Raw genomic sequence first — 26,718 nt, 5'->3', positions numbered from 1 at the left:
CTTAAATTCCGTCTTTGCCGTCGAGATACTCCACCACCACAAAGAAACTCGCGCCCGCCGCCTCGGTCACGTTAATGCGTACACGGAAATCCTCGACACCCGCCAGCACTTGCGACTGAAGCCAATCAGACTCCTTAATAAAATCCATCACAAAACGGCTATCGCTTGGCGTGCGCCCTGCGTCCTTTTGGATTTTCTGCTCAAGTAGCTTTGGCGCTTCAAACGCGATATTGCCATTCACCTCAAGCTCGGCGTGATCCACTTTGTCGGTCATTAGATGAATGGCCGCAATGCGCGCCGACGCGGGCACAGGCAAGTTGTCAATCTCTTTGATACCGCCGCTTGAGTAAGACACCGGAAAACGCTTGATTTTGGTACACACACCAAACACGTCTTTTTCAGATTCCAGCGCCCACGCGGTCAACTTCGGATCGGCTGCCGCTGCGTCAATATCCACCGTGAAATCGAGTGTGGTGACATCCGCCGTGCCCAGACCAAATAAGCGCGATTGCGCAAGGTTTGCCAACTCCGGACGGTTGAAGTGCAGCACAATAAAGCCATTTTCCGCCGCGCCGCGCCCGTAATAAGTATTGGTGCCGTCCAGCTCCACGCCGTCTGCGTAGGTTTGGAACACCTTGCCGCCGACCAACATTTTTAGGTTTTTAAGCTGCGCAAGCGTTACACCCTCATACTTCAACATGATGCTGTTGTAGGTGTTACCTTTTGGCAGTGCGAGTGTAGCCGTATTACCTGCTGCCACATTGGAAAAACTCGGTAACAGTTTTAAACGTCGAGCCATTTACACCGCCCCCTTATTGAACAATATTTTTTACAGGCGTTTTGTTAGCAATAAAAATCGCCAGCAATGCCGCCGCTGTTGTCGTCATAACCGTTTTCATATTCATAATGCGCCCCTTTGCATTAAATAAAGTTAACAGGCCGCGACCATTCGCGCCCCGATAATGTTACAGCCCGAAAAATTCGCGCCCTGAAAAACAGTTTGCACTATTACTCAGTAACGCGAATGATTCACGGCGTTTTCGTTACGAAAAGAAAGAAAAGGAAATGTGAACTAGTTCACAATGTCTGCACCATAACTGGCGCGAATGATTTTAGACTTTTCACGATGTCCCGCGCGCACTTGTCCGGTTTTGCGGTCTAGCTCCAACCAATCGAGCGGTAACATATTGTTGATCATTTCCACAGGCACGCCGATATTGTCCGCAACCCGCTTTTTGTCCCCCTCACCATCTAACCGCCCCGCACGAATCACCGCCGCTTGGGTAAACATGGTTTTATCTGCCTCACTCGGACGCTGCGACACCGCAATGATCTTGACGCCGTATTTTCGACCCCGACGCACCAACGCCCCCCAATGATCGCCCGCCTTGGATACGCTCGTGACGTCGGCAATTTCTTCCGCCACATACACACACTCTCCCATCCACAGCGCCACCCCCGACAACCAATCAAAATAGGCTTTGCCATTGCGCACCAACCGAACACGAAACGCGCGCGGGTTTTCTTCGAGATACGCGAACAACTCCGACGCCTTATAAAACGTCTGAATGCCTGACAGCTCACCATACTCATCATCGGGATCAAAGATAATGAGCCGTTTTGCGTCTTTTATCCGACTTTTGACATAGTAAGATTTACCACTACCCGAGCCGCCCATGACGTACTCATGCAAATTCTCCAGTTTAGTGTTTACCGCCATTACTCCACCGCCTCCAACACTTCACGCTCACCACTTAACGCCGCCTCGCTGCCACTTTCGTTCTGTTTGGCTTTGCTCTCTAACTTGCGCGGCGTGCCCGCCATCACGCGCGCGCCGACAATCCCGAGCGTCACTATGGCCGCGTTCATCTCCACGCCGCCCGTGTAATTGGCCGCCGATGGAAAGTATTTATTGATAACGGGCGCGTACACCTCCGCCAGTTGCCCCGCTTCCTCGGCCGTGATCTCCCAATTGGGCGCAAGCACCGCCGCCGCCCCCGAGATCATCAACGTGAGCGGCACGGTTAGTTCCTGCTCTACCTGCTCGGCTTGCTCGGCTTGCTCTTGCTCTTGCTGCTTGGCCAACTTCTCCGTGAACGACTCACCGTCCAACTCATAAGATTGATGCTCAAGCATCAAGCGCAATTCCTCTTGATTCTCGGTCATTCATCCCCCCAATGGAAAAAGCTCTTGCGCTTTGGTTTTTGCTCCGGACTTAGCTCCGGACTTAGCTCCGGACTTAACTCCGGCACTTGCTCCGGCACTTGCTCCGGCACTGGCTCCGGCGCTTCGCCAAACATCACCGCGTTTTCACTTAACCACGCCTGACCCTCGGGCAAATTCGGCTTAATCATCCCCGCGCGCCCCACATAATACAGCTTGCTGCGCTTATCTCGGCGCACCTCGGCCATATCGCCCACAATCGGGCACTTAACATGCCCTATCGTTTCATTTGGCACCGCTCAACCCCTCCAACTTTTCTTGATGGATCACCAACACCTCAATGGCGATATTCACCGCCGCCTCGGCCAATTTCATCTTGGTCATTGGGTTCACTGTTTTTTCCGCTTGGCGCTTTAACGCCAACAGCTCCCCCAACAACTCCCCCGCTTTTTTCGATTCACACTTCAAACTCATCCTCATAACTCCAGTTTGAAAGGCTTGGCCTTTCTATTTCCATTTCTAATAACGTGTATTTCGCCTCCGCTGATAACGGTTTACCGTTTTCAAACGTCAATCTACAGTTATTTTCATTAATCCAAGTGGAATCCGCTTCGCGGCATTCCTCAGCGCCTAGCGGCGCAATTTCCCACTCGTCCGCATGGGTAACAACCTCAAGCCCCAACCCCTGCAAACCGATCACCTTTTCGGTTAACTCACCGTAGCCGTTTTCGTGTGGCACTTTGAGCAAGCGCACACAACCAAAACGATTCAAACGCGCATACTCAGCATAACTGGCGTGCTCATCACTCTCACGCAGCCCCGCCGCTCGGCGCATCTTTTCAAACTTTGGTGACTCCAATTTATCTTTGATTCTTCGCAACTCACGCCACACCGTCACCGGCGCGCCGCCGATTTGCTGAAACTGGCGGATACCATGACACGACGCCCACGCACGAACGCGCAGCGCATTATCTTTCATGCCACGCTGATTGGTTTCAAAATCCACCGCCTCATCAAGCCCGTGCGCATCAATATTTTTTGCAATGTATTTTGCGATGTACGCCGCCGCACAACCCGCCGCCTTATCAATCGCCTTGCAATCAAAACGGGCGTTTTTGGCCTTGTCCGTGTCTAGCTCTAGGCGATCTTGCTTGGTTGTCTGACACCCTCGCGCAATGGCACGAATCGCCCCCTTATTAGATAGGTGCATATAAGTGCGCATGATCTCAATGGTTTGCTTTTTAAATACTGGTGCGACAAATAGCAGCATGTGCCAGTGTGGGCACCCGTCCGCGTGAGGCTCAGCCACCCGAAACCCCATGATCTCAATATTGGCATCATTGAGCGCCGAACGAATCAACGCCCAACGACTAGACAACCATTGTTGCGCCTCTCTGGTTGTCGAGCCGTCATACTTCGGATTGTCTCGCCAATACTTGCCGCGCTTTGTTTTCCGGTGGAATCGGCTTGGCGTCGTCATAGTGACAAACAAGCCCACGTCGCCGTTTTCCTCTGCGATCTCCTGCATCCCGTTAATGCGCTGCATCAACTCGGCGCGGCGCACTTCTGGATTGGCAACGCTCGCTTCAAAAATCTGTTTAAGTGGCACCTCCACCCCATCCGCTCGGCGCATGACGTTTTTATCTAGCCACTCAGTCTGCTGCTCTAATTGCGTCTTAAAATAGGCCAATTGGCCTTTTGAGCAATACGGGTTACCCGACTCAGGCGACACCATCCCCGCCGCCCGTCTTGCGTCCTCATACGCACGCACCGCCGCACGATAAATCTTGCGCGTCCACCACTTTTCGTCAATCAAGCGAGCAATCACACCCAGCCAATATTCATCCTGATTGTCCTTGGTGAAATTCGGCACAAAGGCAAAATTCCATTTCATCACGCCCGTTCTATCAATCAACTTGAGCGCCGCCGCCTTATAATCAAAACACTCATTCACGCAGTACTTGAGTTGAGCGTTTGCCATGATCACAATCTGATTGGCGCAATGCCTCGCCTTTTCTTTGCTGTCCACTTTGTAAATGGGCACAGGCAACACCCGCAGCGCATCAAGCGCACGCTGACTGTTTGCCTCTAACCATTCTTTCGACGCTTTCACACCGCGACGTTTCATGCGCGCCGCCGCCCCTGACTCCAAATAGCTTTTGATGTCGTTTGGCACCTTTAAGGCTTGAGTTGCACTAGCCAAGTAAGCTTGTAAATCCTTGAACCCCTTTGGCGCTCGGTAGTGATCCACAGTCAACATGGCAAGCAAGGTTTTTTTCAGCGTAGACGGCAAAAACCGCGCCGACTCCTCAAAGTCGATCACGGCTTGCATGTGTGCCAATTCTGCCAAACGCTCTGGCGTCATTCTCATGCGCTCAACCTCTCCAGTCTTGAGCGGCGCGCCTTCGCTCTGGCCGCTTGGCGCTCTTTGTAGCGACTCATTCGCGCTTTCAGTGAGTGAATGTGCTTCAATCCCGTTCTGCGCTGCTCATCGGTCAACCCACCAAATTCATAGTTGGCCGCCGCTGTCACATTGCGCTCATAATTCGCCAAATTGTCATCAACCAAAATCGTCGTATCCATCACGCCGCCTCCGCTGCCAGTGCCATGTGAGCCGCCGCCGTCAATTCCCACTCTTTCAGCATGTCGAGCAACTCCGCCATGTACAATTCAATCAGCGCGCTAGGCGCAGTTTTATGCAGCTCGGTAATGTGCTCTAACACCGCCTCATATTGGTCATCATCACCACACACTTTCGCCGCAATCGCATCCGCCACCACTAGCGACGACCGCTGCAACACCTCATGAATCTCAATCGTCTGCTTTCTGGCGATCAGCTTTAGCTCACCCATATTCAACTCATCAACTTTTGGCATACTTGCGACCCCTAACCCGTTACGTTACGTAATGAAAAAATATTTGAGATCCGTTGTATATCGCGCCCCGCTAACTATGGCAAATATCCCACTCATGGACTAAGCTAGAACTAAGTTTCACCCCGCAAAGGATTTCGCTATGAATAACGCCACAAACTATTTTCTTAACCAGTTGAAAGAAAAAAGAAAATTGAAAAGTGATTACGCCCTTGCAAAGCTTATTGATATTGCTCCGGCGCGTGTGGCGAATTATCGCAGCGGACGCCGCGAATTTGACGATTTGACTTGCTTAAAAATGGCCGAATTACTGGAGTATCCGGATCATATTGTCTTGCTTGCGGTTTGGGCTTCCCGCGAAAAAAATTCAAGAATAAGAAAGGTTTACAGTGACCTTATAGAATATGTTTCTGTTTAACCTATGATAGATAATACGCACTCATGGATGTGAGTAAAAAGGTCATCTGAGCTAAGGCTAAATACTGCATAAGCACTTGATACGCTTGTAATTCCTAGCCCGTTATACTTTTTTGCGATCTGGCTCCATAGGGTTTGCGCTTCGTGCGACTTGGCTTTATCAGCCGCCAAGTAAACCAACACCATTTCTTTGTCAGCTCCAATTTGATCCGCTAAGAATAACGCTTCAATTTCAGTAAGATAGCGTTCTCCACTTCGAATCGCTGAGATTTTCTGGCGGCTAATTCCCAAATCATGCGCAATTTGCTTGTCTTGCACATAATTCTTCACCTCTTTGTACTGATCTAACAGCTGATTTGTGTACATAGTGATTCCCCAAATCTTATTGATAAGTCTCAGTCTAGCGTATTTGTCCACTAATCTGTGTCTTTACAGTCCACGAAAATGTGTCTTAAATATCCACAAATACGTGTACTAACTTGGATTGCCCAATGACTCAAGCGCAAATCATATTCTTCGATCTTATGCCTGACTATACCGTTTCGGTTCTAGTCAAAGGCACTCAAGATTGGGATTTGTTCAAATCCATGAATCATTTGACCTCATGGTGTGAGTCCGAGTTCTCTCACTTCGAATTAGTCTGCATCACCAACACCACCTATCAAGACCGCATCAACTTGGGGGTGTTCGATGAATAACGCACAGAAAGTCGCCAAAACCTTTGAGCCTCATAACGAGCAAGTTCATATCGATTACTTGTGCTTTACCTTTGCGCTGAAAAACCTCACGTACTGTCATCGTGCTTTGGGCGAACCGTTGCCAAGCGGTACAGGAAAAACCTTGCGCCTCAACAAAGAGAAATCACTGTTACAGCGTCACGCTCGTGCACCTAAGTTCCCAACGCCGCCCGTGTTTAACCCAACACTGGCCGTCACTAACGAAGAAATGCAATCGTACAATGACGCCTATCGCCATGTGTACATGAACTATTTGGAAGAATGCTTGCGCATCTTTACCCAACGTGTGCTTGGCTTGTCACTCTCAGCGCCTCGCGGTTTGGGCTTTCAGTTCTACAGCGATTCCATGAAACTCACCTCAGCCAATGGTGAAGACTTCTGCGGCTTCATCGGAATCGGCGGAAATAACGACACCGTTCATTTTCAAATCAACGGTACGGGTTGCAAACACGTCTTTGACAAACTGCGTCCTTGGGCGCTGCACGACTGGCTGCACAATGTCTTGGGCGTGACTACCCTCGCCCGCGTTGACTTGGCCTATGACGATTTCGACGGTCTTTTTGATTGCAACTACGCCTACAAAGCATGGCTCGATGATGCGTTTCGTACCAACGTTCGCGGCCGTGGCCCCAAACTTGCGCCTCTGTGTGAGATTGAACGCATGGAGAACGGCAAGCCTGTCTACTCCAAAGAGCAATATTCCATTGGCTCTCGCACCTCGCGCATTTACTGGCGCATCTACAACAAAGCCTTAGAGCAGAACTTGGCCCAGACCGGACTCACTTGGTATCGCTCTGAGGTGGAACTCAAGAAATGGGACATCGATGTGCTCCTTGACCCAAGCGGCGCGTTCGCGGCCATTTGCGATTTCTCGGCGTCCATTTCGGTATCCAAACCGTTCAACACCAAACCCAAACCCAGCAAGAAAGCCGCGTTAGATCTCTTGGCGTCGGCTTACTGGATGCGTCGTCAGTACGGAAAAATCCTGACGGCACTCATCGAATTTCACAATGGCGATGTGAACACCGTCGTGGGGTCGCTCGTTCGTGACAATTCTAAATTCACCTTCCCCGACTCATACGGGAAGTTAGTTACTCACATATTGGAGACTTGATATGTCTAACACTCTCTTTGTTCTAGGTATCAACCTAATTGAAACCGAGTTCGGCGGAAAACAGGCACAGCTCAACATTTCCCGCCCACTGCGTGAAATCAACACCGACAAATACAAACGTCGCACCATTGGCGAATCGGGTGAAGTGAACCCTAAATGGGATCAACCCATCATGATGGATCGTGCTTACGCTGAAAAGCTAGCGAACTGCGGTGCGTTTGTCCCTCGTCGTGAATACGCGGTCAGTTTGCAGATGAACCCCAACGACCCATTGGCGGGTGCCGTCGTGACCGAACTCATTCCCATCGATGACGAAATCAAAAAGCATTTCCAAGCATCGATGCAGAGCAAGTAAGGCTAGGTTATGGCGCAGTGTGTAGCTCTCAGTAATGGTTATGTCGTCAGCTCGTCGACCGACTGTGACTACGTACTGCTGACCCAAGAGGAAGTGCAACAACTGAGCACCTCCCCAGTCGGGTCACTGACAATCGATTCAGAGGTGTACACCACGGTGACGGGATTTTTACTGCTCTCGTTTCTCTCTGGTCACATTCTGGGTCGAATTGTAAAAGCGTTGGGTCGACGCTAACGGCCTACTTTCACTAACAACGGAGATACATCATGGAACTAAAAAAACGTGTTACCCAAGCGGGTGTTGTTGGCTCAACACTGGTCGCTTCTTCGGCTGCATTGGCAAATGCAGAAATCACCACCGCCATTACTGACGCTGTCACGGCTGGCCAATCTAACTACACCTTAGTGGTCGTCGGTGTGATTGCATTGGCCGCTATCGGTTTCGGTCTATCCGCTATCGTTGGCGCAATGCGTCGCTAAGGGTGTGTCATGGCTGAACTTGCAACCGACATCGTCACTATCTTCTTTGCTTGTGCGGTGTTCAGTGGTTTCATTTTCGGCTTTTACACGGGTGTGAACGCCTCTTAGCAAGGGGCGTTTTTTCCTGTTCGGGGGTCAGTATGAAAAACGTCATTACTTCCCTGTGCGTGATTGTCTCTGTTCTTCTCGTTCTACTTCTGTCATTCACAGCACGCGCGGCCACGTGTCCCATTAACCAATCTTTCTCACCTACGTTCTACGATGGCACCGCTTACGTTCCTGCGTTGTGCCTTGATAAGTGCAAATATATTGAAGGCTTTGAAGGTTCTAGCACTTGGACATGCACCGATAGTTTTTGCACGGGTCACTATGTCTCGGATGGCTCTAGTTGTACGGGTGATGAGGAAGACATTGGGCAGTGTGAACCGTCGGGAAACCCTAACGGCTGTAATCCTCCCGTTGCTGATTTGCCACCGATTGGATCTATTCCTGCTTACACTGGCAGTAATCCAGAATATGCCGCTCTTTTTACGGCGCGAAACCTCAATTTTCTAAATAAGCTCTCGTCTCAATTGGGCGATGTGCGTAGCTCTGTTCTCAATCACGAATCCATCTTAAATCATACTCGTTACACAACGAATGCGCTTTGGTCACAGCGCCAAGCCGGAATCAATGCGGTCAATGCGGCGGCGGATGACATTGCTCTTGCTGCAAATGATATTACTTCATCCGTTGATTCTCTTACGCCCAAACTGAATTCCATTCAGTCTACGGTCAACGCGACTCAACAGGCCGTCGATGAACTCGCGCTATCGGGTGGCGGTGGTGCGGATATGTCCGGTGTTGAAAATCTTCTGTCAGGTTTGCAAAACATGCAAGGTCAAACCATCGGCGCGATTAGTGATTTAGCAGGCCCTCTCAACAATACGACAGGTGCGGTGAATAATCTTAGTGGGACTATCAACAACATGTCGGGCAATCTTCAAAGTGCTATTTGGAATTCTAATACTGTTCTAGGTGGTCAAGTCGACGCCGTCGGTGATGCAGTATCAGGTCTAGGTGGTAAGCTCGATGATATTGCCGATTCACTCTCGACTGGGGATTTCGCTCCGCGTGCGCCAGAGGGCCAGCTCGACTTCGATGCCCTGCCGCTTTACAACTCCGACGCCTTGCAAAGCGTGCTCGATGAAACCGAACAACTCAAGCTCGACTATGAGCAAAAGGTGCAAGAGTTTCGCCAGTTGTTCTCCTTTGATACGTCTGGCCTTAATCAAGGTGAATACGTCGAGCATTCGTTCAACCTGACACTGGCCAACGGCCAAACCATCTCTGGTAAGTCGGGCGTCTTCCCTGCCCTTATCGATAACGCGGCTTTGATTGCGGCGGTGCTCATCTTCCTAGCCGCCGTTCTTGGCGCTCGGTTCTTATTCTAGCGAGGTGACGTTATGCAATTTCTGTTAGATCTCATGCAATCACTGGGCGACATGGGCCAAACCGTGGTCGACTTCTTCGACAACGTACCGACATGGTTTGAGCAAACCTTTGTCTACCTCAATGCGTGGTACATCAAAATCAAACTCTACTTCTTGTTAGTCTCGCTCGAGCTCTCGTACAAAACGGCCCAGTACCTACTCAATGACATCGGGTTTACGGAGTTGGTGGTGCAAGCCTTTAACGCGCTGCCCAGTGAACTGCGCTATTACGCGTTCTTGTTTCAGCTTCCCCAAGCCCTGAACATTTACTTTACGTGCATGGCCACGGGGTTTGTCATTCGCCTAACAAGGGTTTGACGCATGGCCATTCGTATTCGAACGGGCGCTAATGGCGCGTATAAATCGTCTTATGTCGCTTACTATGTGGTGCTCGAAGCCCTCAAAGCGGGTCGCATTGTTGTCACGAACATTTCAGGGATGCAGCCCTTAAAGCAGATTGAAAAGCGGCTCGACATCCAGTTCCCGTCGACCGCCAAACTCATCCGCGTATCGAGTCGCAACGAACAAGGCTTAGAGTTGTGGCAATACTTCTTTTGTTGGTGTCCGATTGGGGCGCTCATTGTTATCGATGAGTGCCAGGATATTTTCTCCAAGAACGTCGGCTTTGATTTGCGCAAAGTCCGTCATCGTCCACTGTCCGATTTCCTAGACTGGTTGCCCGATGGATATGAGAACTTTTTCAACTCTCGCCACATCCCCGTTGACCTGACCAAACTCGACCCCGCCGATACCGACGACTGCGGGAAACTCGAATACGATGAGGATGGCCGCATCATCTACCCGTTCAGCTTCAATGAGGGGTTCATGCGTCATCGTCACTACAATTGGGACATCGAACTGCTGTCTCCTGACTGGAAGCAAATCGACTCAGGCATCAAAGCCTGTGCCGAAGAATGCTTCTTTCACAAAGGGCGTGACGGTTTCCTGTTTGGAAAGCGTAAGCCCTACATCTATCGCCACAAGAAAGACATCACCACGCCAGCGCTACCCGCCAAGCGCGACCCAAACTTAATGACGGTCAAGATACCGCTCGACGCGTTCTTGCTCTATAAGTCGACGTCGACAGGCAAGGCCCAAAGCTCTGGCCAAATGAATGTCTTGCTCAAGAACCCGCTCTACTTGGGTATCTTGATACTGGGCGTGTCGTTTATGGGGTATTTTATCTATGGTCTATCCGATTTGGTTTTTGGTGCTTCTGGAGACGGATGCGCCGCCGCAAACGCTATCAAGTGAGAGTGCCGGTTCCCCGAACACTGGGCAAACTGGCCAAAAGGATCATCAAAATGATCCTACTGTATCTCATGGTGGGGATAGGAGTGCGCTTAACTCTGGTGCCACTGGTGCAGCTACTCGTGTCGACAGGCTGAGAGACATGCTTGGCCTGTACGATGTCCAATCGCTCTACTACATGGGCCACTCATTGCGCCGAACCAACAACGGCATCGAGTTCTTGGTCACACTGGAAGCGGCCACACCCGACGGTGTGTATTACTTGAGTGACCTCTTTCTCAAGGCCAACGGGATTCAATACGTTCACTATGATGACTGCTTGCTCAAGCTCACCAAACAAGCGGTAGACTTAACCATTGCCTGCAAACCTACCTCGCGGGAGTCCATCACGCCCCAGCTCCCGCCAAGCCAACCCCAAATCAACCTATTCTAAGATAGCGCCAAGCGAAAAAGCGACGAAGACGAAGACTGAGGAGGAGGAGCGCTGAGTGCGGCGCTATCTGACGAAGTCTGGTATGTCATTTTTTTAACATACCGCCCCGCAGGGAAAAGAGAGTGCGGAGCGCGAACGAAGCACCAAGCCACCCACCCTAAGTTCAGAGATCGAGAAACTCAACTGGCGCGGTTAGTCACTGCATTCACTCGACAGGCCCACTCGCCCCCTTCCTGCCAAGATACGCCTCGCAGAGACTGGCCACATCAGTGGCGGGTTAAGCAACAGCAACTTGAAAGACGTTCAACGGGTAGGATTAGAGAGGGTCGATTTGGCCAACGGAGCGGAGCAAAACCCCCGACCTGTATTACGGGGGTAAATTCCACCATTCTTCAACGTTTACACGTATGGGTTTGTACCTTGGTCTTGTTAGACATTTTATCTTTTGTACCTAGATGTACGATCTACAATATATTCGTGCTTGTTTTTATACGAGTTGTTAGAGTATTTATACGAATAACTACCAAAGAAGGTAATTACATAGCTTGAAACCTTACTTTTCCAGCCAAACAGTGCGTCTGATGCCTCTTTCCCTCTTTTGGTTGCATATTCAGTGCTAACCCAACCATTCACTTTCATGTAAAAATCACGACATTTTCTATACTCTTCTAAGTGCTCTTTAGACTCAGGGTATGTGCAAAGTTCATTAATATATTCATTAATTGACCTTACCGCCGTAAGAGTACTTTGATAACTAATTGTGTTTTCACCATCTAAATACAAATATCTATCATATGTTGTTGCCCAATTTTCAACCCTAATACCTAAATAAACCACTAACAATACTATTAAGTTGGATATTAATATTTTCTTCATCTGTCCTCACAGCTTTGATACTAATAGTTTTTTAACATTTAAAGGTGAAATGCATCAATACCTAATGCCTTGTCATATGTCTTGCTTTAGAAGCACACTTTCGGTCAAGTATTTTAACTGCGCGATGACCATTAGAGTGACACCAAGGATTTGGCGAAAATCAAAGTATGATGATTCTTTAGACATAGTAGTCTTTGTCCAATCCTTAAACTTCTTTCGATTCTCAGCATTATTTGTATGAGCATGATCACCATAAAGAAAGGCTTGATAAAAGTCCCAGTTGTTAATTCGGCGTTCATTGTAAACAAGTCGTGAGTCAGCGTGCCAATAACTACGAATCCACTCCTGAATTTCACGCAGCTGATTTATGCCACTCTCATCAACGCCTAATTTTTCATAGTGAAAGTGTAAATTATTAACCCTAATCGGTTCATTTCTCTGAAAAAACAATCGGTGTGTCAGTAGAAACGCGTCTAGTTCTTCGTCAGATGGTCCAACATAGTTGATTACTTCTGTCCCTACCTTAACTCTCTGTCCTTTCTGCATTTCTTTTGAAAAAGAACTAGCAAGGAGTTTGTCTGCTTTTTCTACAAATAGCTCAAGAATTTCTTTTGAATGCATAAATTTCCTTAGACTACTCCAGCATATAACGCCCGCTAAATTGGTGGGCAACGAAACACGATAGTTATGCACACCACCTCAAATCAATAAATTCAACGTATAGTTAAAATGTCACTCGTTGCGATTCCGTCTTAAAGCCTTTGCTATTCCTGTTCTCGATGACGTTGTTGACGCCGCATGCTATCCACCAATAGTTGAGCATAAGCTCTTAGAAATGGGAAAATTTCTTCGGCATGGAAACGCGCATAAATTTGACCATTATCTGTATCTTTGAAGTTAACAAAATTTACCAAGTGGTGTTGGTCGATTGATTCAACTTCAATGTCAAAGTGGGCGATAGAATGCCTCATTTTAACAATCAGCTGGCGCAATGTAGTTTGTGCACCTGGCAAGTCAGAATGAATAATTCCCATATACCGCTTAAACTCCATTGTTAAACGTTTACTCGGAATTGTATTAATCGCTCGTTCTTTTGGCATCACGATTAAGCCCAATAGGCAATTGAGTGTCAACGTATAGTTGAACTGTCTTTCAAATGGCTCATCAACGATCAGCTGATTATATTGTTCAATTAACTCAATAGTACGTGCCACAAAGTCTTGCTCGAAGTTCCTATAATTTCCCATATTTACCCTTACTCAATGGATAGGCATAACCTCTGCTAAGTGGCTTCCAAAATTCTACAAAATTCAATCAGACCACATTAAACACCAATAATTAAACAGAGGCAAAAACTGCCGAGCGTTGGTGGTCCGCCTAAAGCAGTTTGTTATGTGTTACTTACTCTTAGTGATACGATGTTCTTTAGGTAGTAATTCTACGTTTCCTGTGCATGCATTAACTTTATAAATTTCATTTTTTAACTCCTTTAATTCCCAACATTTACTTGAAGGAGAAGCTAAATTTTCGAGAATTTTAGGTACGAAAGACAACGTATACATAATAGCCATGGGGGCACTAATCATAATGAAAAATCCAATGAATAAGCGCATTTCCTTTGGAACTAAAGATATGATTGCTCTGATTGTCCCACTGACTTCCCCTGACATATTGTTTCTCCGGAATCTTTGACACATAACGCCTTGCTAAGGTGCGGCTAAACCAACATACTCGAGCAAAGCCACCGTAATTACTAAACTCAACCATACCAAAAATGCCAAAGGTTAGCCGGCACTGTTAAGCAATTTTTTATGCAAATTTTGCGATGGAAGAACTACTATGACTGATTGATTTTGATCCACTAAAATCCAGTGTATATTTAACCTCTCTCTAACATGAGGAGCTACAAGAAGAATTTGGTCTCTGAACTTTTTAATATCAGGTACTGCAATTGCGTAATTTGCATCCTGTACTTTCATTCTTTGTACTACCTGTCCTATACAGGTGCGAAAGTCCAAACCGACTTGGGATGTTAACCCCTTAGCTTCTATATACCACTTTTCTTCAGTTACGGGGTGCCTACAAACCAAATCTGTATACTTGTCATCTATAATCTCGTGACCAGTAGACAAAAAGTGACGTTCGATAGCTTCTTGAACATAGGATTCATTCGGGAAAACATGCTCTCTTTTATAACCTTTCTTGGTTGCCAAATTTGACCTCATTTGCATAACGCTGATTCGGTGACGCGTTGCCGTCTATCACCAAAACTGCAACCACCTGATACAGGCCAAACTTAACCAGCCTGTTTGAATTATGCATTAAATCACATATTTGATAAAGTAAGCTAGTGACATTTAGTCTCACCGAGCGCATTGTGCTTTCTATGATCTCACATGTTCCTAGCCTACTTATTCCTTCAATGCGTTAATATGGCGACCGACTTTTTATACGAGCTATTGCCCTAGCATAACGAAGCAACTTTGCAGTTGCCTTTACGTCTAGCTCAGCTTGTATTTCTAAGAGCGCTACACCCGCCAATACTTGCTGCGCTGTAACGCTTCGTCCTGTTGGCAGTAACATGTACTCATTGCACATTTTGAACTGTTCCCAATCTTCATGCTTCGAAAGCTCTCGTCCACTGCACCACCTCATCAGTCTTTTACACTCCTTGGGTATCTCCTTCCCCTTATCCCACTCTTTGACCGTCCTCACACTTTTAAAACAAAGCTCCGATGTCTCTTTCACGGAAAGACCGCACTCTAATTCACGAAAAATATAGTTCTTGGTCATTTCGCGGTACTTCATTATGTAAACTCCTAAAAACAGGAGTTTGCGCAATTTGTTGATATGAAACAATATTTACCATAAGGACAGATAATGCGTACTCATTAACACGTTGAAATAGGCCATCTGAGCTAAGGCTAAACACCGCATAAGCACCTGATACGCTTGTAATTCCTAGCCCGTTATACTTTTTTGCGATCTGGCTCCACAGCGTTTGCGCTTCGTGCGACTTGGCTTTATCAGCCGCCAAGTAAACCAACACCATTTCTTTGTCCGCACAAACGTTCTCTGTTGCCGATACTGTGCGCGACTTAAAAACGGTTCTAACCAAAATACCTCTAGTCGGACATTGTAGTCCTTACAAAATCATCCACGTTTAACTCTAGTTATCTTAATTACATTAATTAGATTCAGTTTACGTGACCACGTAACTACAGTCTTGTATACAAACCATCCGTCCAATTTATAGGTGACTGTAAATGACAAGGCGACATCGTTGGTCAAAGTCCGCATCAGTGACGGCATCACCCAGAAGCATGATTAACTGGCAATAGTGAGCGCTTACACCGACCGACTTTCAGCTGTGTAATTAAATTACACCATGAAGTGGAAAGAAGTTAGCGACAGAACAATAAACCAACATAAACCATTGTAATTAATAAACTAAATCTTAATGGTATTGCTTTCGACATAACTTTCAGTTTCTGTAACCACTTTGTTTTAGGCAAAAAAAAGAGAGCCATTGGCTCTCTCTAGGTGGGTTATTGTTTGTTTTCTGCTGCGGCTTTGCGTATGTCATCGGCAACGACTTTTATTGCCTGCGCGGTACTCATCCCGCCTGCCATTAGCTCTTGAATCCGCTCTACGGCTTTTTGCTGCTCTTCGTGTGTCAGCGGTGGTAAATCATCAAACATAAAAAAGGCTCCTTGTTATAGGAGCCCGACTATAGTACGAATTATTTGAGGTGGCTAGCGCTACCCTCGCCTTTAGTAACTGCCTAAGAAATTAATAAAGGCGCCCATAGAATCTTCATTGGTGTAGCTTGCACCAATATCGAGTTGGAACAGGTTCAATGGCGATATACCTATACCTGCTGTCAGCGTGTCATCTTGATTGTCATACGCAAGATTGCGTTTCCATCCAGCTCGCAGTTTTAACTGACGCATGATATCAATTTCACCACCGATTCTAAGCATTTGTGTATTGTCTTCAAAGTCGGTGTAACGTTTGTCTTCATTGAGGTCATAGTCAACACTGATTGTCGCGTAGTCAGCAACTAAACCAAAACCGACGGTGTATTGCGGTCCTAGTTGATATTGATACGTACGCCCAGAGATTGGAGTCGCGTTAGTTTCGATGTCGCGACTGATCAAGTTGGTCGCAGAGATGCCTGCTCGTAACGGGCCATGGAACCACAAGAAACCTGCATCCATATTGAACATGGTTTCGCCAGTGCCATTTTCCCTTACATCCGTTATGTCATAGTTCTCTAGATCCGCTTCATACACGTAAGTGTATATTCGTTGTAGCTTTGGAGATATTCCAAAAGAAATATGTTGTCCCAAAAATGTTTGGTATTTCGCCAAAGATATTCCAGCTTCCGCTACACCAATCGATACTGCATTTACCGTACTGCTCCTTGCTCTAACGATAGGATCTGGATCAGTCGATATGTTTGGAGTGGCATAAGACTCGGTGTAGAGCTTTCCAAAGACGTTGGCTGCTAGAAAACTATTTGGAATAGCAAACGCCACGACACCACCTAGTTCTAGCTTCGCTTGATCATTTTCCAAATCATTTAGAACTTGGTCTAGCTCAGTCGTTTGACCCGATGAAATTAAATCCGCCACTTTATCAAGATCATTCACCATATTATCTTGATCACTATACGAGAGACCAAAAGAAGGCACGATCATACCGACATCATCATTGCGACGGTAAATAGCGGTAAGCGCGGGATTGTAGAACGGTGCAGTGAGAAAATTGGCGGATACCACCCCTACGCCACCCATGGCATCACCACGTGCTTCAATGGCGTAATTGGCGGCAGAGGCTGACGTGGCAGCCAGAGCAATAGACAGGCTCAAGAATTTAATTTTATTATCCATAGCGATATAAATCTTTTCAGTTCCATTCATTTATATCGTCTTATTGTCTATGAACTTTAACTATTCCTCTACAGAAACATCATAGGTTTTGCTGATAATTTGGGATTGTTCAACAATTATTGGCCCCTGCCAACGTTGTTGATTGATGGAAACGGCCAACACGTAACGACCTGCTGGTACCACATTCGGTTTCAGCGCAGTCGGAAAATCGGAAACATGTACCTCTGTCCAAATTTGGTTATATTTGCCATCCACATAGTCGTAAATCCCCGTTTCTAGCTTAGGTAATGGGCAGTGCGGGTTGAGTAATGCGGTGCGATCGATACTCCACTCATCCTTTGATTTCCAGCGAACATCAATCGCAGCATTGGGTTCGCCAAGCAGGACCCAAGCACTCCAAGAGGATTGGTCAGCAGCAGTGACGTCCAATCGATAGAGTCCCATAGGTAAACGACTGTTCAAGTTGTATCGCTTAATGTATTTACTCAGGCCACTTTCGTTACCCGGTAACTTAGTCAAAGTGTTGTCAGTGGATATATTACGAGATACCCACTGGGTTAATGCGATATCTCGAATGGGCTTTTCTGAATCCACTTCGACGATGGCTCGAAACGCATCACGCCCAGGGCTTTCAATGTTAGTACGGCGGATGACAACCGAGGATATCCACGTGGGCGTGGGATTGGTATCTAGGCCTTTTCCACAGTCCACTTCAAGCGATTGAAGGAGTAACGAATTGAGGTGGCTTGATAAATTTGAGGTTGATTCGAGTTGCCAAACTTCCACCAATGAAGAAAACATACCCGACAAGTTATTGTTGAGTAGATGCTTATGAGCTTGAGTCAACGGTGTGTTGTCCTCAAACCAAGGCGCGGTATCGCTGAGTGCAGGTGCACTCGCAATGAGTGCACCCCATAAGAGAGCCCGAATCTTCATATTAGGCTTTCATTTTGTATCCAACACCGCGCAAGGTCTCGATTTCTAGACCTGGGAGTTTTTGACGTAGCTGCAATACATGTGTGTCAACCGTGCGTGTGGTAGGAAAATGATTGTATCCCCAAACATGATCGAGCAGTTCGTCGCGAGTAAACACGCGGCCTAAGTTACTGGCTAGGAACAACAAGAGATCAAACTCTGTACGTGTTAAGGTGATGGATTCCTCTTTGTAGAACACTTCACGGGTCGCTTTGTCGATCACCAAGTCGCTGGTCGTCACTTTGGAGTCATCTTGAGCTTCGGCGTCCGGAGAGCGCAGCTGCGCACGAATTCGAGCAAATAGTTCCGCTTCAGCGAAAGGTTTGGTTAAATAGTCATTCGCACCGGCATCTAAACCTGTGACTTTGTCTTTTACCGTTACCAGAGCCGTCAGTAAGATCACTGGAACATCTTTGATTTTTTTCCAATCGGTTAAGTGCGCTACAGAATCACCATCAGGCAATTGGCGATCAAGCACCACCAAGTCTGCTTTATCCCAGTACTGTGCCACGTCCGCAATGGTTTCAGAGTGAAAACATTCGTAACCTGCTTGTTCAAGGCTAACTAGTAGGCCGTCAGCTAAATTTTTGTCGTCTTCAACGAGAAGCAGTGTCTGTTTCACAGGGTATCTCCAATATAAATGTTGTCGGTGGGCCGATGAGGTTCATAGTTCCGCCCATACGTCCGACCATCGATTCAACTATGGTTAATCCTAAGCCCAGGCCGCTTTTACTCACAAAGGGTTTGCGCAAATTGCGCCAATCTTTATGGGTTAACTGGCCTTGGTCTTTGACCTTTAGCGTAATCATGTCCACTGAGGTTTCAACCTCAAGTTGAACAGGAGCAACGCCATATTTAATGGCATTGCGGATTAAGTTGTCGATGCAAGTCCCTAGCCAGTAGACATTGAGCTTTGCCGCGACATCTTGGTTAATTAAGAACTCAACTTTATCGCCAAATTCTTCTTCTAATTTGAACTCAAGCCATTCGCTGACAGATGGTACCCAATCTGCAGCCAATTGTTTGTTATCTGATTGCAAATAATCTTTGCTGGCTTCGGCCAGCTGGCGCAATCGCCTAGAATCTTCACATAATCGACGAAATTCGTCGTACACTGACTCTGGCAGCTTTTCAAACTCACGACGAAAGCCTTCAACCGTCAAGGATAAACTGGCGATTGGCGTACGCAGTTCGTGCGTTAAGATCTGCAAAATCAGCATACGGCTTTTCATTTCTTGGCGCTTGGTGTTCCAGCGATATGTCAACCAACCCAGTACCAGCAAGATGTTCGCGACGACCAAAACCGCCATGCTGATTCGTAAGACCTCTGATTGATCTTCAATATCCCAACACAAATTGCCCCGCTGTGCGAAACAGCGTACCGCCGTGGATTTCGGCTCTACTTTTAGACCACTCTGATCGACATAGGTTTTCCAAACATTGTCTGGATACACTAAATATTCATCATTATTGCGAAGCCAGAGTGCATTTCGATCCAAAAACATGCTCGATCCTGCCAACAGTGCCAACATGGCAGACTCATCCATTCGCTGCAATCGTCCTAATAAGGTCGTTTCTGGATCGAGCGGACGCTCCTTGATGTGCATGTATTGCGATAGCTCATCCAGTTTTTCCGGATGCAGTGCCACATAACGACTGGCGTAGGTTCCGCCGCCAGGATGGATAAGCGCACTGCGCGCAAACCACTTGGTGCTCACGGTATTCCCTTTACATACAGAACGGGTAAACACCAACGGCTCCGTCACTAAAGGGCTCAGAGGGAGCTTACCTGTACAGTCTCTTGCGAGATCATACAAGCGCTGAATATCTTTGAGAGGATAATGCGCCGTTTGCGGCAGCATAGATTCAGGCGTAAGCAAACGTGTGGGGTAATCGGCCTGTAGTACGCGAATGTCGTAACTCACTACCGCCTCAGAGCGGTCAAACATATCAATAAATGTGTCGATACGCTCAGGCAAAGAGTTCGCGAACGCGCTCTTTGTGGCCAAAGTTATCAAAGCAGTTATCAGTATGTTTACGGGTTTAATCACTGTAAAAATTCATTAAATCAGTAAGTTAGAAATAGAATAAACCATTATGACAAAAATAGACATTTCAAATGTAATATTGATGTCAGGAATCATTACCACTAAAACGCATAAAGCCAGCATTACGCTGGCTTTATCGTACTGTGAGGGGAGATTACAACGCTTTGGAGATGGCGTCGACACTCTCTTTCGCATCACCAAACAGCATCTGAGTGTTCTCCTTAAAGAACAATGGGTTCTGAACGCCAGCGTAACCAGTGTTCATCGAGCGTTTGAAGACAATCACGTTTTGCGCATTCCACACTTCTAACACGGGCATGCCAGCGATCGGGCTGTTTGGATCTTCCAGCGCGGCTGGGTTCACCGTGTCGTTAGCACCGATGACAAGCACGGTATCGGTCTCTGAGAAATCGTCATTGATTTCATCCATTTCCAATACGATGTCGTAAGGAACTTTTGCTTCCGCGAGCAATACGTTCATGTGACCAGGTAGTCGGCCCGCAACAGGGTGAATACCAAATCGCACCTCCACACCTTGTGCACGAAGTTTTTCGGTAATTTCATGCACTGGGTACTGCGCTTGGGCAACGGCCATACCGTATCCTGGGGTGATGATCACAGACTTAGAGTTCTTGAGCATCTCGGCCACTTCTTCTGCTGTGGTCTCGCGGTGTTCACCTTGCTCAACATCTTCAGAGATCACCACTTCTTGACCAAAACCACCGGCGATCACACTAATGAATGAGCGGTTCATCGCTTTACACATGATGTAGGAGAGAATCGCACCGGAAGAACCCACAAGCGCACCGGTCACGATCAAGAGATCGTTGGCGAGCATGAAACCGGCCGCTGCCGCTGCCCAACCTGAGTAAGAGTTGAGCATCGAAACCACTACAGGCATGTCCGCCCCACCGATGGACGCAACCAAGTGGTAACCAAACGCAAACGCAATCAACGTCATCACAAGCAGTGCGAACATACTGCCGTCTGCATTGACGAAATGCACCATCAAAAGCGTTGATACCACAATCGCCGCAAGGTTCATTTTGTGCTTATGCGGCAGATTTAATGGTGAAGATGACACAATACCGCGCAGCTTACCAAATGCGACCACGGAACCTGTAAAGGTAACGGCACCAATGAAGACACCTAGGAACACCTCAACCAAGTGGATAACGTGCTCGGCATGCGTTGCTGCCTCTGGTGCGTCGAGGTAGCTGTTGTAGCCCACCAATACTGCCGCCATACCGACAAAACTGTGCAAAATTGCTACTAGTTCTGGCATTTCGGTCATTTCGACTTTCTTCGCATAGTGGATACCGATACCCCCACCGATCACCATAGCAACGATGATCCACGCAAAACCTTGCGATTCAGGACCAAAGATCGTGGCGATCAACGCGATCGACATACCAGCGATACCATAGTAGTTACCTGCGCGAGCAGACTCCTGCTTTGACAACCCGGCCAAACTTAAAATAAAGAATAATGCAGCAACAATGTAAGCTGCTTGTACTAATCCTGCAGACATCCTTGTTACTCCTTAGTCTTTACGGAACATTTCAAGCATACGCTTGGTAACGGTGAATCCACCGAAGATATTAATACTGGCAATCAACACAGCGATGAACGCCAAAAATGATACCACTCCGTTGCCTTGGCCAATTTGTAACAGAGCGCCGACAACAATAATGCCAGAAATTGCATTGGTCACCGACATCAACGGTGTATGCAGAGCGTGAGTAACATTCCAAACCACGTAGTAGCCAACGACACATGCAAGAACAAACACAGTGAAATGTGACAAGAAGGCCGCTGGCGCGACAGAGGCTATCCATGCAAACGCACCAACACCCACAGCTAACGCCGCCAGTTTCTTCACTGGTGAAGTGGGCTCTTCAACTTTCGGCTCTGCTTTTACTGGCTGCGCTTTTTTCTGCTCTGGTTGAGCTGAGACTTTGATTGGTGGCGCAGGCCAGGTCACTTCGCCCTCTTTAACCACAGTGACACCGCGGATAACAACATCATCAAAATCGATGGTGATGTTGCCATCTTTCTCTTTGCACAGCAGTTTGAGCAAGTTGACGAGGTTGGTTGAATAGAGCTGCGATGACTGTGTGGGTAAGCGGCCGACCATATCGGTGTAGCCCACGACTTTGACACCATTGGCTGTGGTGATCACTTTGTCTGCTTCAGTGTATTCGCAGTTACCGCCGTTGGCCGCAGCCAAATCAACAATCACACTGCCCGCTTTCATGCTGTCGACCATCTCTTTGGTGATAAGCTTAGGAGCTGGGCGACCCGGGATCAGTGCGGTAGTGATGATGATGTCGACATCCTTCGCTTGCTCAGCGTAAAGCTCAGCCGCTTTTTTGTTAAACTCATCCGACATCTCTTTCGCATAACCATCGCCAGCGCCAGAATCTTCTTTGAAGTCGACTTCAAGGAACTCAGCGCCCATCGATTGTACTTGCTCTTTTACTTCTGGGCGCACGTCAAACGCACGAACGATCGCACCAAGACTGCCTGCTGCGCCAATCGCAGCTAGACCAGCAACACCAGCACCAGCCACCAAAACTTTCGCTGGCGGGACCTTACCCGCCGCGGTAATTTGCCCAGTAAAGAATCGACCAAACTCATGAGCGGCTTCAACCACCGCACGATAACCGGCAATATTTGCCATTGACGAGAGTGCATCTAACGCTTGAGCACGTGAGATACGCGGCACAGCATCCATCGCCATGACATTAATGTTTTTGCTCGAAAGCTTCTCCATCAATTCTGGGTTTTGTGCTGGCCAAATAAAGCTAATCAGCGTGGCCCCTTCCTTGATCAAAGCCAGTTCGTCCAGCGTGTCATCGATAATCGGCGCATTGACCTTTAAAATGACGTCTGATTGCCACACATCTTGCGTTGAGACGATGCTCGCCCCTGCGGCTTCAAACGCACCATTATCAAAACTGGCTTTCTCTCCTGCTCCTGATTCAACGGCAACGCTGAACCCCAATTTAATTAATTGCTCGACCGATTTGGGTGACGCAGCAACACGCGTCTCACCGGGGAGCGACTCTCTTGGCACACCAATCTGCATTAGCTATTCCTTGACTATTCGCAACACTGTTTGATTTGTTTTTATCCAACGTAAAAACAGACTGCAAGTCTTTTTAAAAACTTGCTGAAAAAATCATGAGTTATAACCGTTGGGAATGAAGGATTGTGCGTCTGAACGACAAAAAGGACAAGACAGAAACCATTGATAGGAGGTCAAACCAGTTGCGTCCAGTGCAAGCAAAAATTTCCTTTAAAACAACAAATTATCTTACTCACCAAAACAAAGAAGCCATCAGCATAACGGCTAATGGCTTCTTAGAGTATGATGTTCATCAAATTGAGGAGTTATCACAGCAAAATAATCAATCAGGCGAACTCTCTATGGGTTACTTTCCCATTACGCGTCTTATTACGTCACTGTTAACGAAAACGGTCAGTTAAAAATACCGTCACCCATTTGATCAATAAACATCTGTGATTTTTTCAGCATCAATTCATTGGCATCGTCTTTACTGGCGAGCACATCCGAGCGAATAAAACGGTGTGATAGGATCTCGCCCTCTTTTTCTTTCTCAATACGTCCTGCAATACGGTATTGACCACCTTCTGCAATGGATTCTTGATAAATGAGATAACCTTTATATTCAACCGGCTCTACCGCGACGGCTTGTTGTGATTTTCCGCCACCAAATAGACGTGAAAACAATCCCATTTATAACTCCTTACTTACGACTTTTCATGGATACAATCGGCTTCTCAAACCATTCCAGTTCCAAGTCATCATCAAAACGAGGCTTGTTGATGATCACCGGAATCTCATCTTTACGATTTTTACGGCGGTCGTCAACGATCAGGCTCACAGCAGAAGAGACCGCTGTCTCAGCATACTCTTTTAATGCCACTAAACGTTCTTCTGGGAGTGCAGAGAGAAAGTCGACATCAAAACGGATGTAGACAGGCCTCAATTGACTGAGCGCGAGACACGCTAAATCGGCCAATTGATCATGGTCGAATCTCTGAGTAAATTCTTCTCGCGCAAGCACGTGTCCAACTAAGGTTTCCATGTAATTGTGGACATCAACGCTAATCTGCATATCAATCACTCCTTTTCGTTATGCTTCTGGTATCAGTATGTGGAACATTACCTAAAATTGCCATGCAATAGAGTCATTTAGATATGATGGTGTTCAAACATTAAACATATGATCCAATTTGCTACTTAAGTTTAGTAAAAAGCTTGGATTTTCAGCAAATCAAAGTATTCTTATCTTTTGCTATTCAATGTGTCTTTTTCTGTGGGTTTGGTTGTTGCATGTCACTGTCAGTAGTTTCCGCTAATTGGTTTCGGTTGTCGTTTCCGCTACTGCTACTGATATTCATCGCGTCTGGTATGAACAATGTCATCACATTGACGCAAGCCAACCTGGATATCACCTCGAAACTGCCTTTTGTTCTGTTTATTTGTGCGATAGCGTTAGCGAACGCGTTCAAACAGAGCCGAATAGCCATGGTCGCCACGACCCTTCTGCTTGCCTACTGGTTGATACAGTCTCGACTACAATCTCCACTATCGACCGGCACAACGGTGCTTGAGTTGTCGTTGTTGGCCTTTTTGCTGCCTATTGCACTACTCAGTGTCTATCCCTACAAAGATTCGAGTTTAATGTCTCGCTCATTTGGGCTTTACCTGGTGACGCTGTCACTTATTATCGTCTGGTGCTACCTCGTATTGGCTCACTTCTACGATGGTGGTTTCGACGACATCAACTCAACATTTTTATTTATCGAACCCGCCGTATCGCGAATCCCACTGATTCTTGTGCTTTACATGTTTGCCATCACTTTAAGTGGCGCGATATTGGTCATGGCAAAAAATCGCATTATCGATGTGGTGATTTACTCATCAATACTGCTTGCATCTGTGACTTTTATCTTTTTCCATGTGCCTTTTATTTCGAGCACCATGTTCTCCCTTGCAGGCATATTGCTGCTGGTTTACTTACTGTCAGCCAGTTACGAAATGGCGTTTAACGATCGTTTGACCGATATCCCTGGACGATTGGCACTTGAGTCAGACTTAAAACACCTGGGTCGAAAATTTACGATTGCCATGCTCGATATTGATCACTTTAAGTCGTTCAATGACACCTATGGCCATGACACCGGCGACGATGTGCTACGCTTAGTCGCCAGTAAACTTCAGCAAGTGGGCGGTAGAGCCCGAGTGTATCGCTACGGCGGTGAGGAGTTCACCGTCATATTTAAAGGGCGGTACGCCGAGCAGGTAAAAGAGCATCTAGAGGCGTTGAGAGTGTCGATTGAAGAGTACGAAATGATGTTACGCGATCAATCTGCGCGGCCAAAAGACAACAAACAAGGGACGAAACAGCGCGGTTCGGCGAAAAACCCAGACTCGGTAAGCGTGACCATCAGTATTGGTGTCTGCGACAGCCAGGAAACACGCAAAGTCTCTCAAGTGATTAAAGAAGCAGACAACGCTTTGTATAAAGCGAAAAAGGCTGGGCGTAACCGAGTCGCTTACGCATAATAAACCCAATACGCGTAAATCAAGTGCAACATAAATAAAGAGTGCAACCAGCGCTCACACAATCACATAGCGATTTCGACCAGACGCCTTGGCTTGGTACAAAGCTTTATCCACTTTCTCAAATACCGACTCCAATGTCTCCTTTCCGCTAGGAACAAAGGAATAGACACCTTGTGACACGGTCACGTTTTGATGAATGGGTGAAGATTCGTGAGCGATAGCCAACGCTTCAACGGTATTGTGGATGCGCTGCGCATCTTGCTCAACCTTGTTTTCATCTGTATAGCCGAGCAGCACAATGAATTCTTCACCACCATAACGGCCCACCACTTCGCCATTACGAACAAACAAGCCCGACAATGCACTCGCAAGGGCAACAAGGCACTTGTCCCCTTCAATGTGGCCGTACGTGTCGTTGTAAAGTTTAAAGTGGTCTACATCAAGCAGTATGAACCCGAGGGGGAGATGATGGCGACCATGAAACGCAATCAGCTCAAGAGTTTTTTCATCGATTGAGCGACGGTTTGCGACTTTAGTAAGGCCATCTTCTGTCGCCAACTTTTCAAGCAGACGATTGGCCTCCTCAAGGGCGGCGGATTTCTTTTTATATTCACGACGCATGGCAGCGATGCGCTGCATGGCAATCAACTTAGAGTTAAGAACGATTTTATCCACGGGCTTGATCAAGTAGTCATCGCCGCCAGCTTCAATGGCTTTAGCAATGATCGCCGGTTCATCGTGACCGCTTAGGAAAATGATCGGTACCCACTCTTCATATAAATCACGAATTCGAGATGAGACTTCAAAGCCGTTCATATCCGGCATGCTGATATCGAGCAGTACCAAATCAGGTTCAAAGGTAGGATAGATATCCAAAGCTCCAGCGCCAGAATCCGCCATTTCGACCGTATGGCCAAGCTGCTTAAGTCGAATGGCTAGCTGCATGCGTTCCATTTGCACGTCATCCACTAGCAAGATTTTCATCGAAGAACCTGCTTTATCCACGCTAACTACCTTGATTTAATTCATGA

Annotated in this window: 38 protein-coding genes; 12 read left to right on the top strand and 26 right to left on the bottom strand. The window is 47.1% G+C overall.

Annotated features, from left to right (window positions below):
- Window position 1: 1 nt before the first annotated feature.
- From AC6R0S_RS07570 to AC6R0S_RS07530, 9 genes are all read right to left on the bottom strand, one after another.
- Window positions 2-799: a major capsid protein P2 gene (locus tag AC6R0S_RS07570; protein WP_500637593.1), complete on the bottom strand. Its 798-nt coding sequence runs from the start codon at window positions 797-799 to the stop codon at window positions 2-4.
- A gap of 132 nt (window positions 800-931) precedes the next feature.
- A complete protein-coding gene (locus AC6R0S_RS07565; protein ID WP_500637726.1) occupies window positions 932-1,006 on the bottom strand; it encodes a pentapeptide repeat-containing protein in 75 nt (24 codons plus the stop codon).
- A 66-nt stretch (window positions 1,007-1,072) separates the two neighbouring features.
- Window positions 1,073-1,720: a helicase HerA domain-containing protein gene (locus AC6R0S_RS07560; protein ID WP_500637592.1), complete on the bottom strand. Its 648-nt coding sequence runs from the start codon at window positions 1,718-1,720 to the stop codon at window positions 1,073-1,075.
- A complete protein-coding gene (locus AC6R0S_RS07555; RefSeq protein WP_500637591.1) occupies window positions 1,720-2,166 on the bottom strand; it encodes a hypothetical protein in 447 nt (148 codons plus the stop codon). The genes AC6R0S_RS07560 and AC6R0S_RS07555 overlap by 1 nt, the downstream gene beginning before the upstream one ends.
- Window positions 2,163-2,459, bottom strand: a complete 297-nt coding sequence (locus AC6R0S_RS07550) for a hypothetical protein (protein WP_500637590.1) — start codon at window positions 2,457-2,459, stop codon at window positions 2,163-2,165. The genes AC6R0S_RS07555 and AC6R0S_RS07550 overlap by 4 nt, the downstream gene beginning before the upstream one ends.
- Window positions 2,449-2,637 carry a hypothetical protein gene (locus AC6R0S_RS07545; protein ID WP_500637589.1) on the bottom strand — a complete coding sequence of 63 codons (189 nt, stop codon included), beginning with the start codon at window positions 2,635-2,637 and terminating at the stop codon, window positions 2,449-2,451. The genes AC6R0S_RS07550 and AC6R0S_RS07545 overlap by 11 nt, the downstream gene beginning before the upstream one ends.
- Window positions 2,621-4,534, bottom strand: a complete 1,914-nt coding sequence (locus tag AC6R0S_RS07540; RefSeq protein WP_500637588.1) for a replication endonuclease — start codon at window positions 4,532-4,534, stop codon at window positions 2,621-2,623. Before AC6R0S_RS07540 ends, AC6R0S_RS07545 begins: the two co-directional genes overlap by 17 nt.
- Window positions 4,531-4,746: a hypothetical protein gene (locus AC6R0S_RS07535; RefSeq protein ID WP_500637587.1), complete on the bottom strand. Its 216-nt coding sequence runs from the start codon at window positions 4,744-4,746 to the stop codon at window positions 4,531-4,533. The genes AC6R0S_RS07540 and AC6R0S_RS07535 overlap by 4 nt, the downstream gene beginning before the upstream one ends.
- Window positions 4,746-5,039: a hypothetical protein gene (locus AC6R0S_RS07530; protein WP_500637586.1), complete on the bottom strand. Its 294-nt coding sequence runs from the start codon at window positions 5,037-5,039 to the stop codon at window positions 4,746-4,748. Before AC6R0S_RS07530 ends, AC6R0S_RS07535 begins: the two co-directional genes overlap by 1 nt.
- 139 nt (window positions 5,040-5,178) lie before the next feature.
- Here AC6R0S_RS07530 and AC6R0S_RS07525 point away from each other — a divergent pair, with 139 nt between their 5' ends.
- Window positions 5,179-5,454, top strand: a complete 276-nt coding sequence (locus AC6R0S_RS07525; protein ID WP_500637585.1) for a helix-turn-helix domain-containing protein — start codon at window positions 5,179-5,181, stop codon at window positions 5,452-5,454.
- Here AC6R0S_RS07525 and AC6R0S_RS07520 read toward each other — a convergent pair.
- On the bottom strand, window positions 5,451-5,819 hold the full coding sequence (locus AC6R0S_RS07520; RefSeq protein WP_500637584.1) for a DUF3693 domain-containing protein: 369 nt from the start codon (window positions 5,817-5,819) through the stop codon (window positions 5,451-5,453). The genes AC6R0S_RS07525 and AC6R0S_RS07520 overlap by 4 nt on opposite strands.
- A 125-nt stretch (window positions 5,820-5,944) precedes the next feature.
- Here AC6R0S_RS07520 and AC6R0S_RS07515 point away from each other — a divergent pair, with 125 nt between their 5' ends.
- From AC6R0S_RS07515 to AC6R0S_RS07475, 9 genes are all read left to right on the top strand, one after another.
- Window positions 5,945-6,151: a hypothetical protein gene (locus tag AC6R0S_RS07515; protein ID WP_500637583.1), complete on the top strand. Its 207-nt coding sequence runs from the start codon at window positions 5,945-5,947 to the stop codon at window positions 6,149-6,151.
- On the top strand, window positions 6,144-7,304 hold the full coding sequence (locus AC6R0S_RS07510) for a replication initiation factor domain-containing protein (RefSeq protein ID WP_500637582.1): 1,161 nt from the start codon (window positions 6,144-6,146) through the stop codon (window positions 7,302-7,304). Before AC6R0S_RS07515 ends, AC6R0S_RS07510 begins: the two co-directional genes overlap by 8 nt.
- A gap of 1 nt (window position 7,305) precedes the next feature.
- A complete protein-coding gene (locus tag AC6R0S_RS07505; protein WP_500637581.1) occupies window positions 7,306-7,659 on the top strand; it encodes a DUF1293 family protein in 354 nt (117 codons plus the stop codon).
- 9 nt (window positions 7,660-7,668) lie between these two features.
- Window positions 7,669-7,893, top strand: coding sequence for a hypothetical protein (locus AC6R0S_RS07500; protein WP_500626256.1), 225 nt, complete (start codon window positions 7,669-7,671; stop codon window positions 7,891-7,893).
- A gap of 32 nt (window positions 7,894-7,925) precedes the next feature.
- Window positions 7,926-8,138: a hypothetical protein gene (locus AC6R0S_RS07495; protein WP_500626255.1), complete on the top strand. Its 213-nt coding sequence runs from the start codon at window positions 7,926-7,928 to the stop codon at window positions 8,136-8,138.
- 140 nt (window positions 8,139-8,278) lie between these two features.
- Window positions 8,279-9,571, top strand: a complete 1,293-nt coding sequence (locus AC6R0S_RS07490) for a hypothetical protein (RefSeq protein ID WP_500637580.1) — start codon at window positions 8,279-8,281, stop codon at window positions 9,569-9,571.
- Between the two features lie 12 nt (window positions 9,572-9,583).
- Window positions 9,584-9,928 (top strand): DUF2523 family protein, encoded by a 345-nt coding sequence (locus AC6R0S_RS07485; protein ID WP_500637579.1) that lies wholly within the window; start codon window positions 9,584-9,586, stop codon window positions 9,926-9,928.
- A gap of 3 nt (window positions 9,929-9,931) precedes the next feature.
- Entirely contained in the window at window positions 9,932-10,864 is a 933-nt protein-coding gene (locus AC6R0S_RS07480) for a zonular occludens toxin domain-containing protein (protein ID WP_500637578.1), read from the top strand.
- Window positions 10,821-11,294 carry a hypothetical protein gene (locus AC6R0S_RS07475; RefSeq protein ID WP_500637577.1) on the top strand — a complete coding sequence of 158 codons (474 nt, stop codon included), beginning with the start codon at window positions 10,821-10,823 and terminating at the stop codon, window positions 11,292-11,294. The genes AC6R0S_RS07480 and AC6R0S_RS07475 overlap by 44 nt, the downstream gene beginning before the upstream one ends.
- A gap of 438 nt (window positions 11,295-11,732) precedes the next feature.
- On the opposite strand, the gene AC6R0S_RS07470 is transcribed toward AC6R0S_RS07475, so the two are convergent.
- The 13 genes from AC6R0S_RS07470 to pntA form a co-directional block, all read right to left on the bottom strand.
- Window positions 11,733-12,170 (bottom strand): hypothetical protein, encoded by a 438-nt coding sequence (locus tag AC6R0S_RS07470; protein WP_500637576.1) that lies wholly within the window; start codon window positions 12,168-12,170, stop codon window positions 11,733-11,735.
- Window positions 12,171-12,242: 72 nt separating this feature from the next.
- Window positions 12,243-12,791, bottom strand: coding sequence for a hypothetical protein (locus AC6R0S_RS07465; protein ID WP_500637575.1), 549 nt, complete (start codon window positions 12,789-12,791; stop codon window positions 12,243-12,245).
- Window positions 12,792-12,934: 143 nt separating this feature from the next.
- Window positions 12,935-13,417, bottom strand: a complete 483-nt coding sequence (locus tag AC6R0S_RS07460) for a HEPN family nuclease (protein WP_500637574.1) — start codon at window positions 13,415-13,417, stop codon at window positions 12,935-12,937.
- A 150-nt stretch (window positions 13,418-13,567) separates the two neighbouring features.
- Window positions 13,568-13,840 carry a hypothetical protein gene (locus tag AC6R0S_RS07455; protein WP_500637573.1) on the bottom strand — a complete coding sequence of 91 codons (273 nt, stop codon included), beginning with the start codon at window positions 13,838-13,840 and terminating at the stop codon, window positions 13,568-13,570.
- A gap of 114 nt (window positions 13,841-13,954) precedes the next feature.
- Entirely contained in the window at window positions 13,955-14,383 is a 429-nt protein-coding gene (locus AC6R0S_RS07450; protein WP_500637572.1) for a hypothetical protein, read from the bottom strand.
- Window positions 14,384-14,937: 554 nt separating this feature from the next.
- Window positions 14,938-15,222, bottom strand: coding sequence for a DUF3693 domain-containing protein (locus tag AC6R0S_RS07445; RefSeq protein ID WP_500637725.1), 285 nt, complete (start codon window positions 15,220-15,222; stop codon window positions 14,938-14,940).
- Window positions 15,223-15,718: 496 nt separating this feature from the next.
- Window positions 15,719-15,871 (bottom strand): YoaH family protein, encoded by a 153-nt coding sequence (locus tag AC6R0S_RS07440; protein WP_500627178.1) that lies wholly within the window; start codon window positions 15,869-15,871, stop codon window positions 15,719-15,721.
- 72 nt (window positions 15,872-15,943) lie between these two features.
- Entirely contained in the window at window positions 15,944-17,065 is a 1,122-nt protein-coding gene (locus AC6R0S_RS07435; RefSeq protein WP_500637724.1) for a conjugal transfer protein TraF, read from the bottom strand.
- 60 nt (window positions 17,066-17,125) lie between these two features.
- Window positions 17,126-18,001 carry a DUF2861 family protein gene (locus AC6R0S_RS07430; RefSeq protein ID WP_334551880.1) on the bottom strand — a complete coding sequence of 292 codons (876 nt, stop codon included), beginning with the start codon at window positions 17,999-18,001 and terminating at the stop codon, window positions 17,126-17,128.
- Window position 18,002: 1 nt separating this feature from the next.
- Window positions 18,003-18,662 (bottom strand): response regulator transcription factor VxrB, encoded by a 660-nt coding sequence (vxrB, locus tag AC6R0S_RS07425; RefSeq protein ID WP_334551881.1) that lies wholly within the window; start codon window positions 18,660-18,662, stop codon window positions 18,003-18,005.
- Window positions 18,637-20,058, bottom strand: coding sequence for a sensor histidine kinase VxrA (gene vxrA / locus AC6R0S_RS07420; protein WP_500637571.1), 1,422 nt, complete (start codon window positions 20,056-20,058; stop codon window positions 18,637-18,639). Before vxrA ends, vxrB begins: the two co-directional genes overlap by 26 nt.
- Before the next feature lie 184 nt (window positions 20,059-20,242).
- Window positions 20,243-21,619, bottom strand: coding sequence for a Re/Si-specific NAD(P)(+) transhydrogenase subunit beta (pntB, locus tag AC6R0S_RS07415; RefSeq protein ID WP_334551882.1), 1,377 nt, complete (start codon window positions 21,617-21,619; stop codon window positions 20,243-20,245).
- A gap of 12 nt (window positions 21,620-21,631) precedes the next feature.
- Window positions 21,632-23,179: a Re/Si-specific NAD(P)(+) transhydrogenase subunit alpha gene (gene pntA, locus AC6R0S_RS07410; protein ID WP_334551883.1), complete on the bottom strand. Its 1,548-nt coding sequence runs from the start codon at window positions 23,177-23,179 to the stop codon at window positions 21,632-21,634.
- Between the two features lie 125 nt (window positions 23,180-23,304).
- On the opposite strand from pntA, the gene AC6R0S_RS07405 reads away from it, so the two are divergent.
- Window positions 23,305-23,580: a hypothetical protein gene (locus tag AC6R0S_RS07405; protein WP_500627181.1), complete on the top strand. Its 276-nt coding sequence runs from the start codon at window positions 23,305-23,307 to the stop codon at window positions 23,578-23,580.
- On the opposite strand, the gene AC6R0S_RS07400 is transcribed toward AC6R0S_RS07405, so the two are convergent.
- Together AC6R0S_RS07400 and AC6R0S_RS07395 are read right to left on the bottom strand one after the other, a co-directional pair.
- Window positions 23,573-23,851 carry an HlyU family transcriptional regulator gene (locus AC6R0S_RS07400; RefSeq protein WP_500637570.1) on the bottom strand — a complete coding sequence of 93 codons (279 nt, stop codon included), beginning with the start codon at window positions 23,849-23,851 and terminating at the stop codon, window positions 23,573-23,575. The genes AC6R0S_RS07405 and AC6R0S_RS07400 overlap by 8 nt on opposite strands.
- Before the next feature lie 10 nt (window positions 23,852-23,861).
- On the bottom strand, window positions 23,862-24,233 hold the full coding sequence (locus AC6R0S_RS07395) for a late competence development ComFB family protein (RefSeq protein ID WP_334551886.1): 372 nt from the start codon (window positions 24,231-24,233) through the stop codon (window positions 23,862-23,864).
- A gap of 218 nt (window positions 24,234-24,451) precedes the next feature.
- Between AC6R0S_RS07395 and AC6R0S_RS07390 the strand changes: the two genes are divergently transcribed.
- Window positions 24,452-25,687, top strand: a complete 1,236-nt coding sequence (locus tag AC6R0S_RS07390; protein ID WP_500633999.1) for a GGDEF domain-containing protein — start codon at window positions 24,452-24,454, stop codon at window positions 25,685-25,687.
- Window positions 25,688-25,741: 54 nt separating this feature from the next.
- On the opposite strand, the gene AC6R0S_RS07385 is transcribed toward AC6R0S_RS07390, so the two are convergent.
- The gene (locus AC6R0S_RS07385; RefSeq protein WP_500627183.1) at window positions 25,742-26,671 is read right to left on the bottom strand and encodes a GGDEF domain-containing response regulator; all 930 of its coding nucleotides are present in this window, start codon (window positions 26,669-26,671) and stop codon (window positions 25,742-25,744) included.
- Between the last annotated feature and the right edge of the window lie 47 nt (window positions 26,672-26,718).

Source organism: Vibrio sp. R15-SG3-ISO1B (assembly GCF_059833835.1).
The sequence above is the reverse complement of the archived record's forward strand: the minus strand, read 5'-3'. Positions and strand labels throughout refer to the sequence as shown.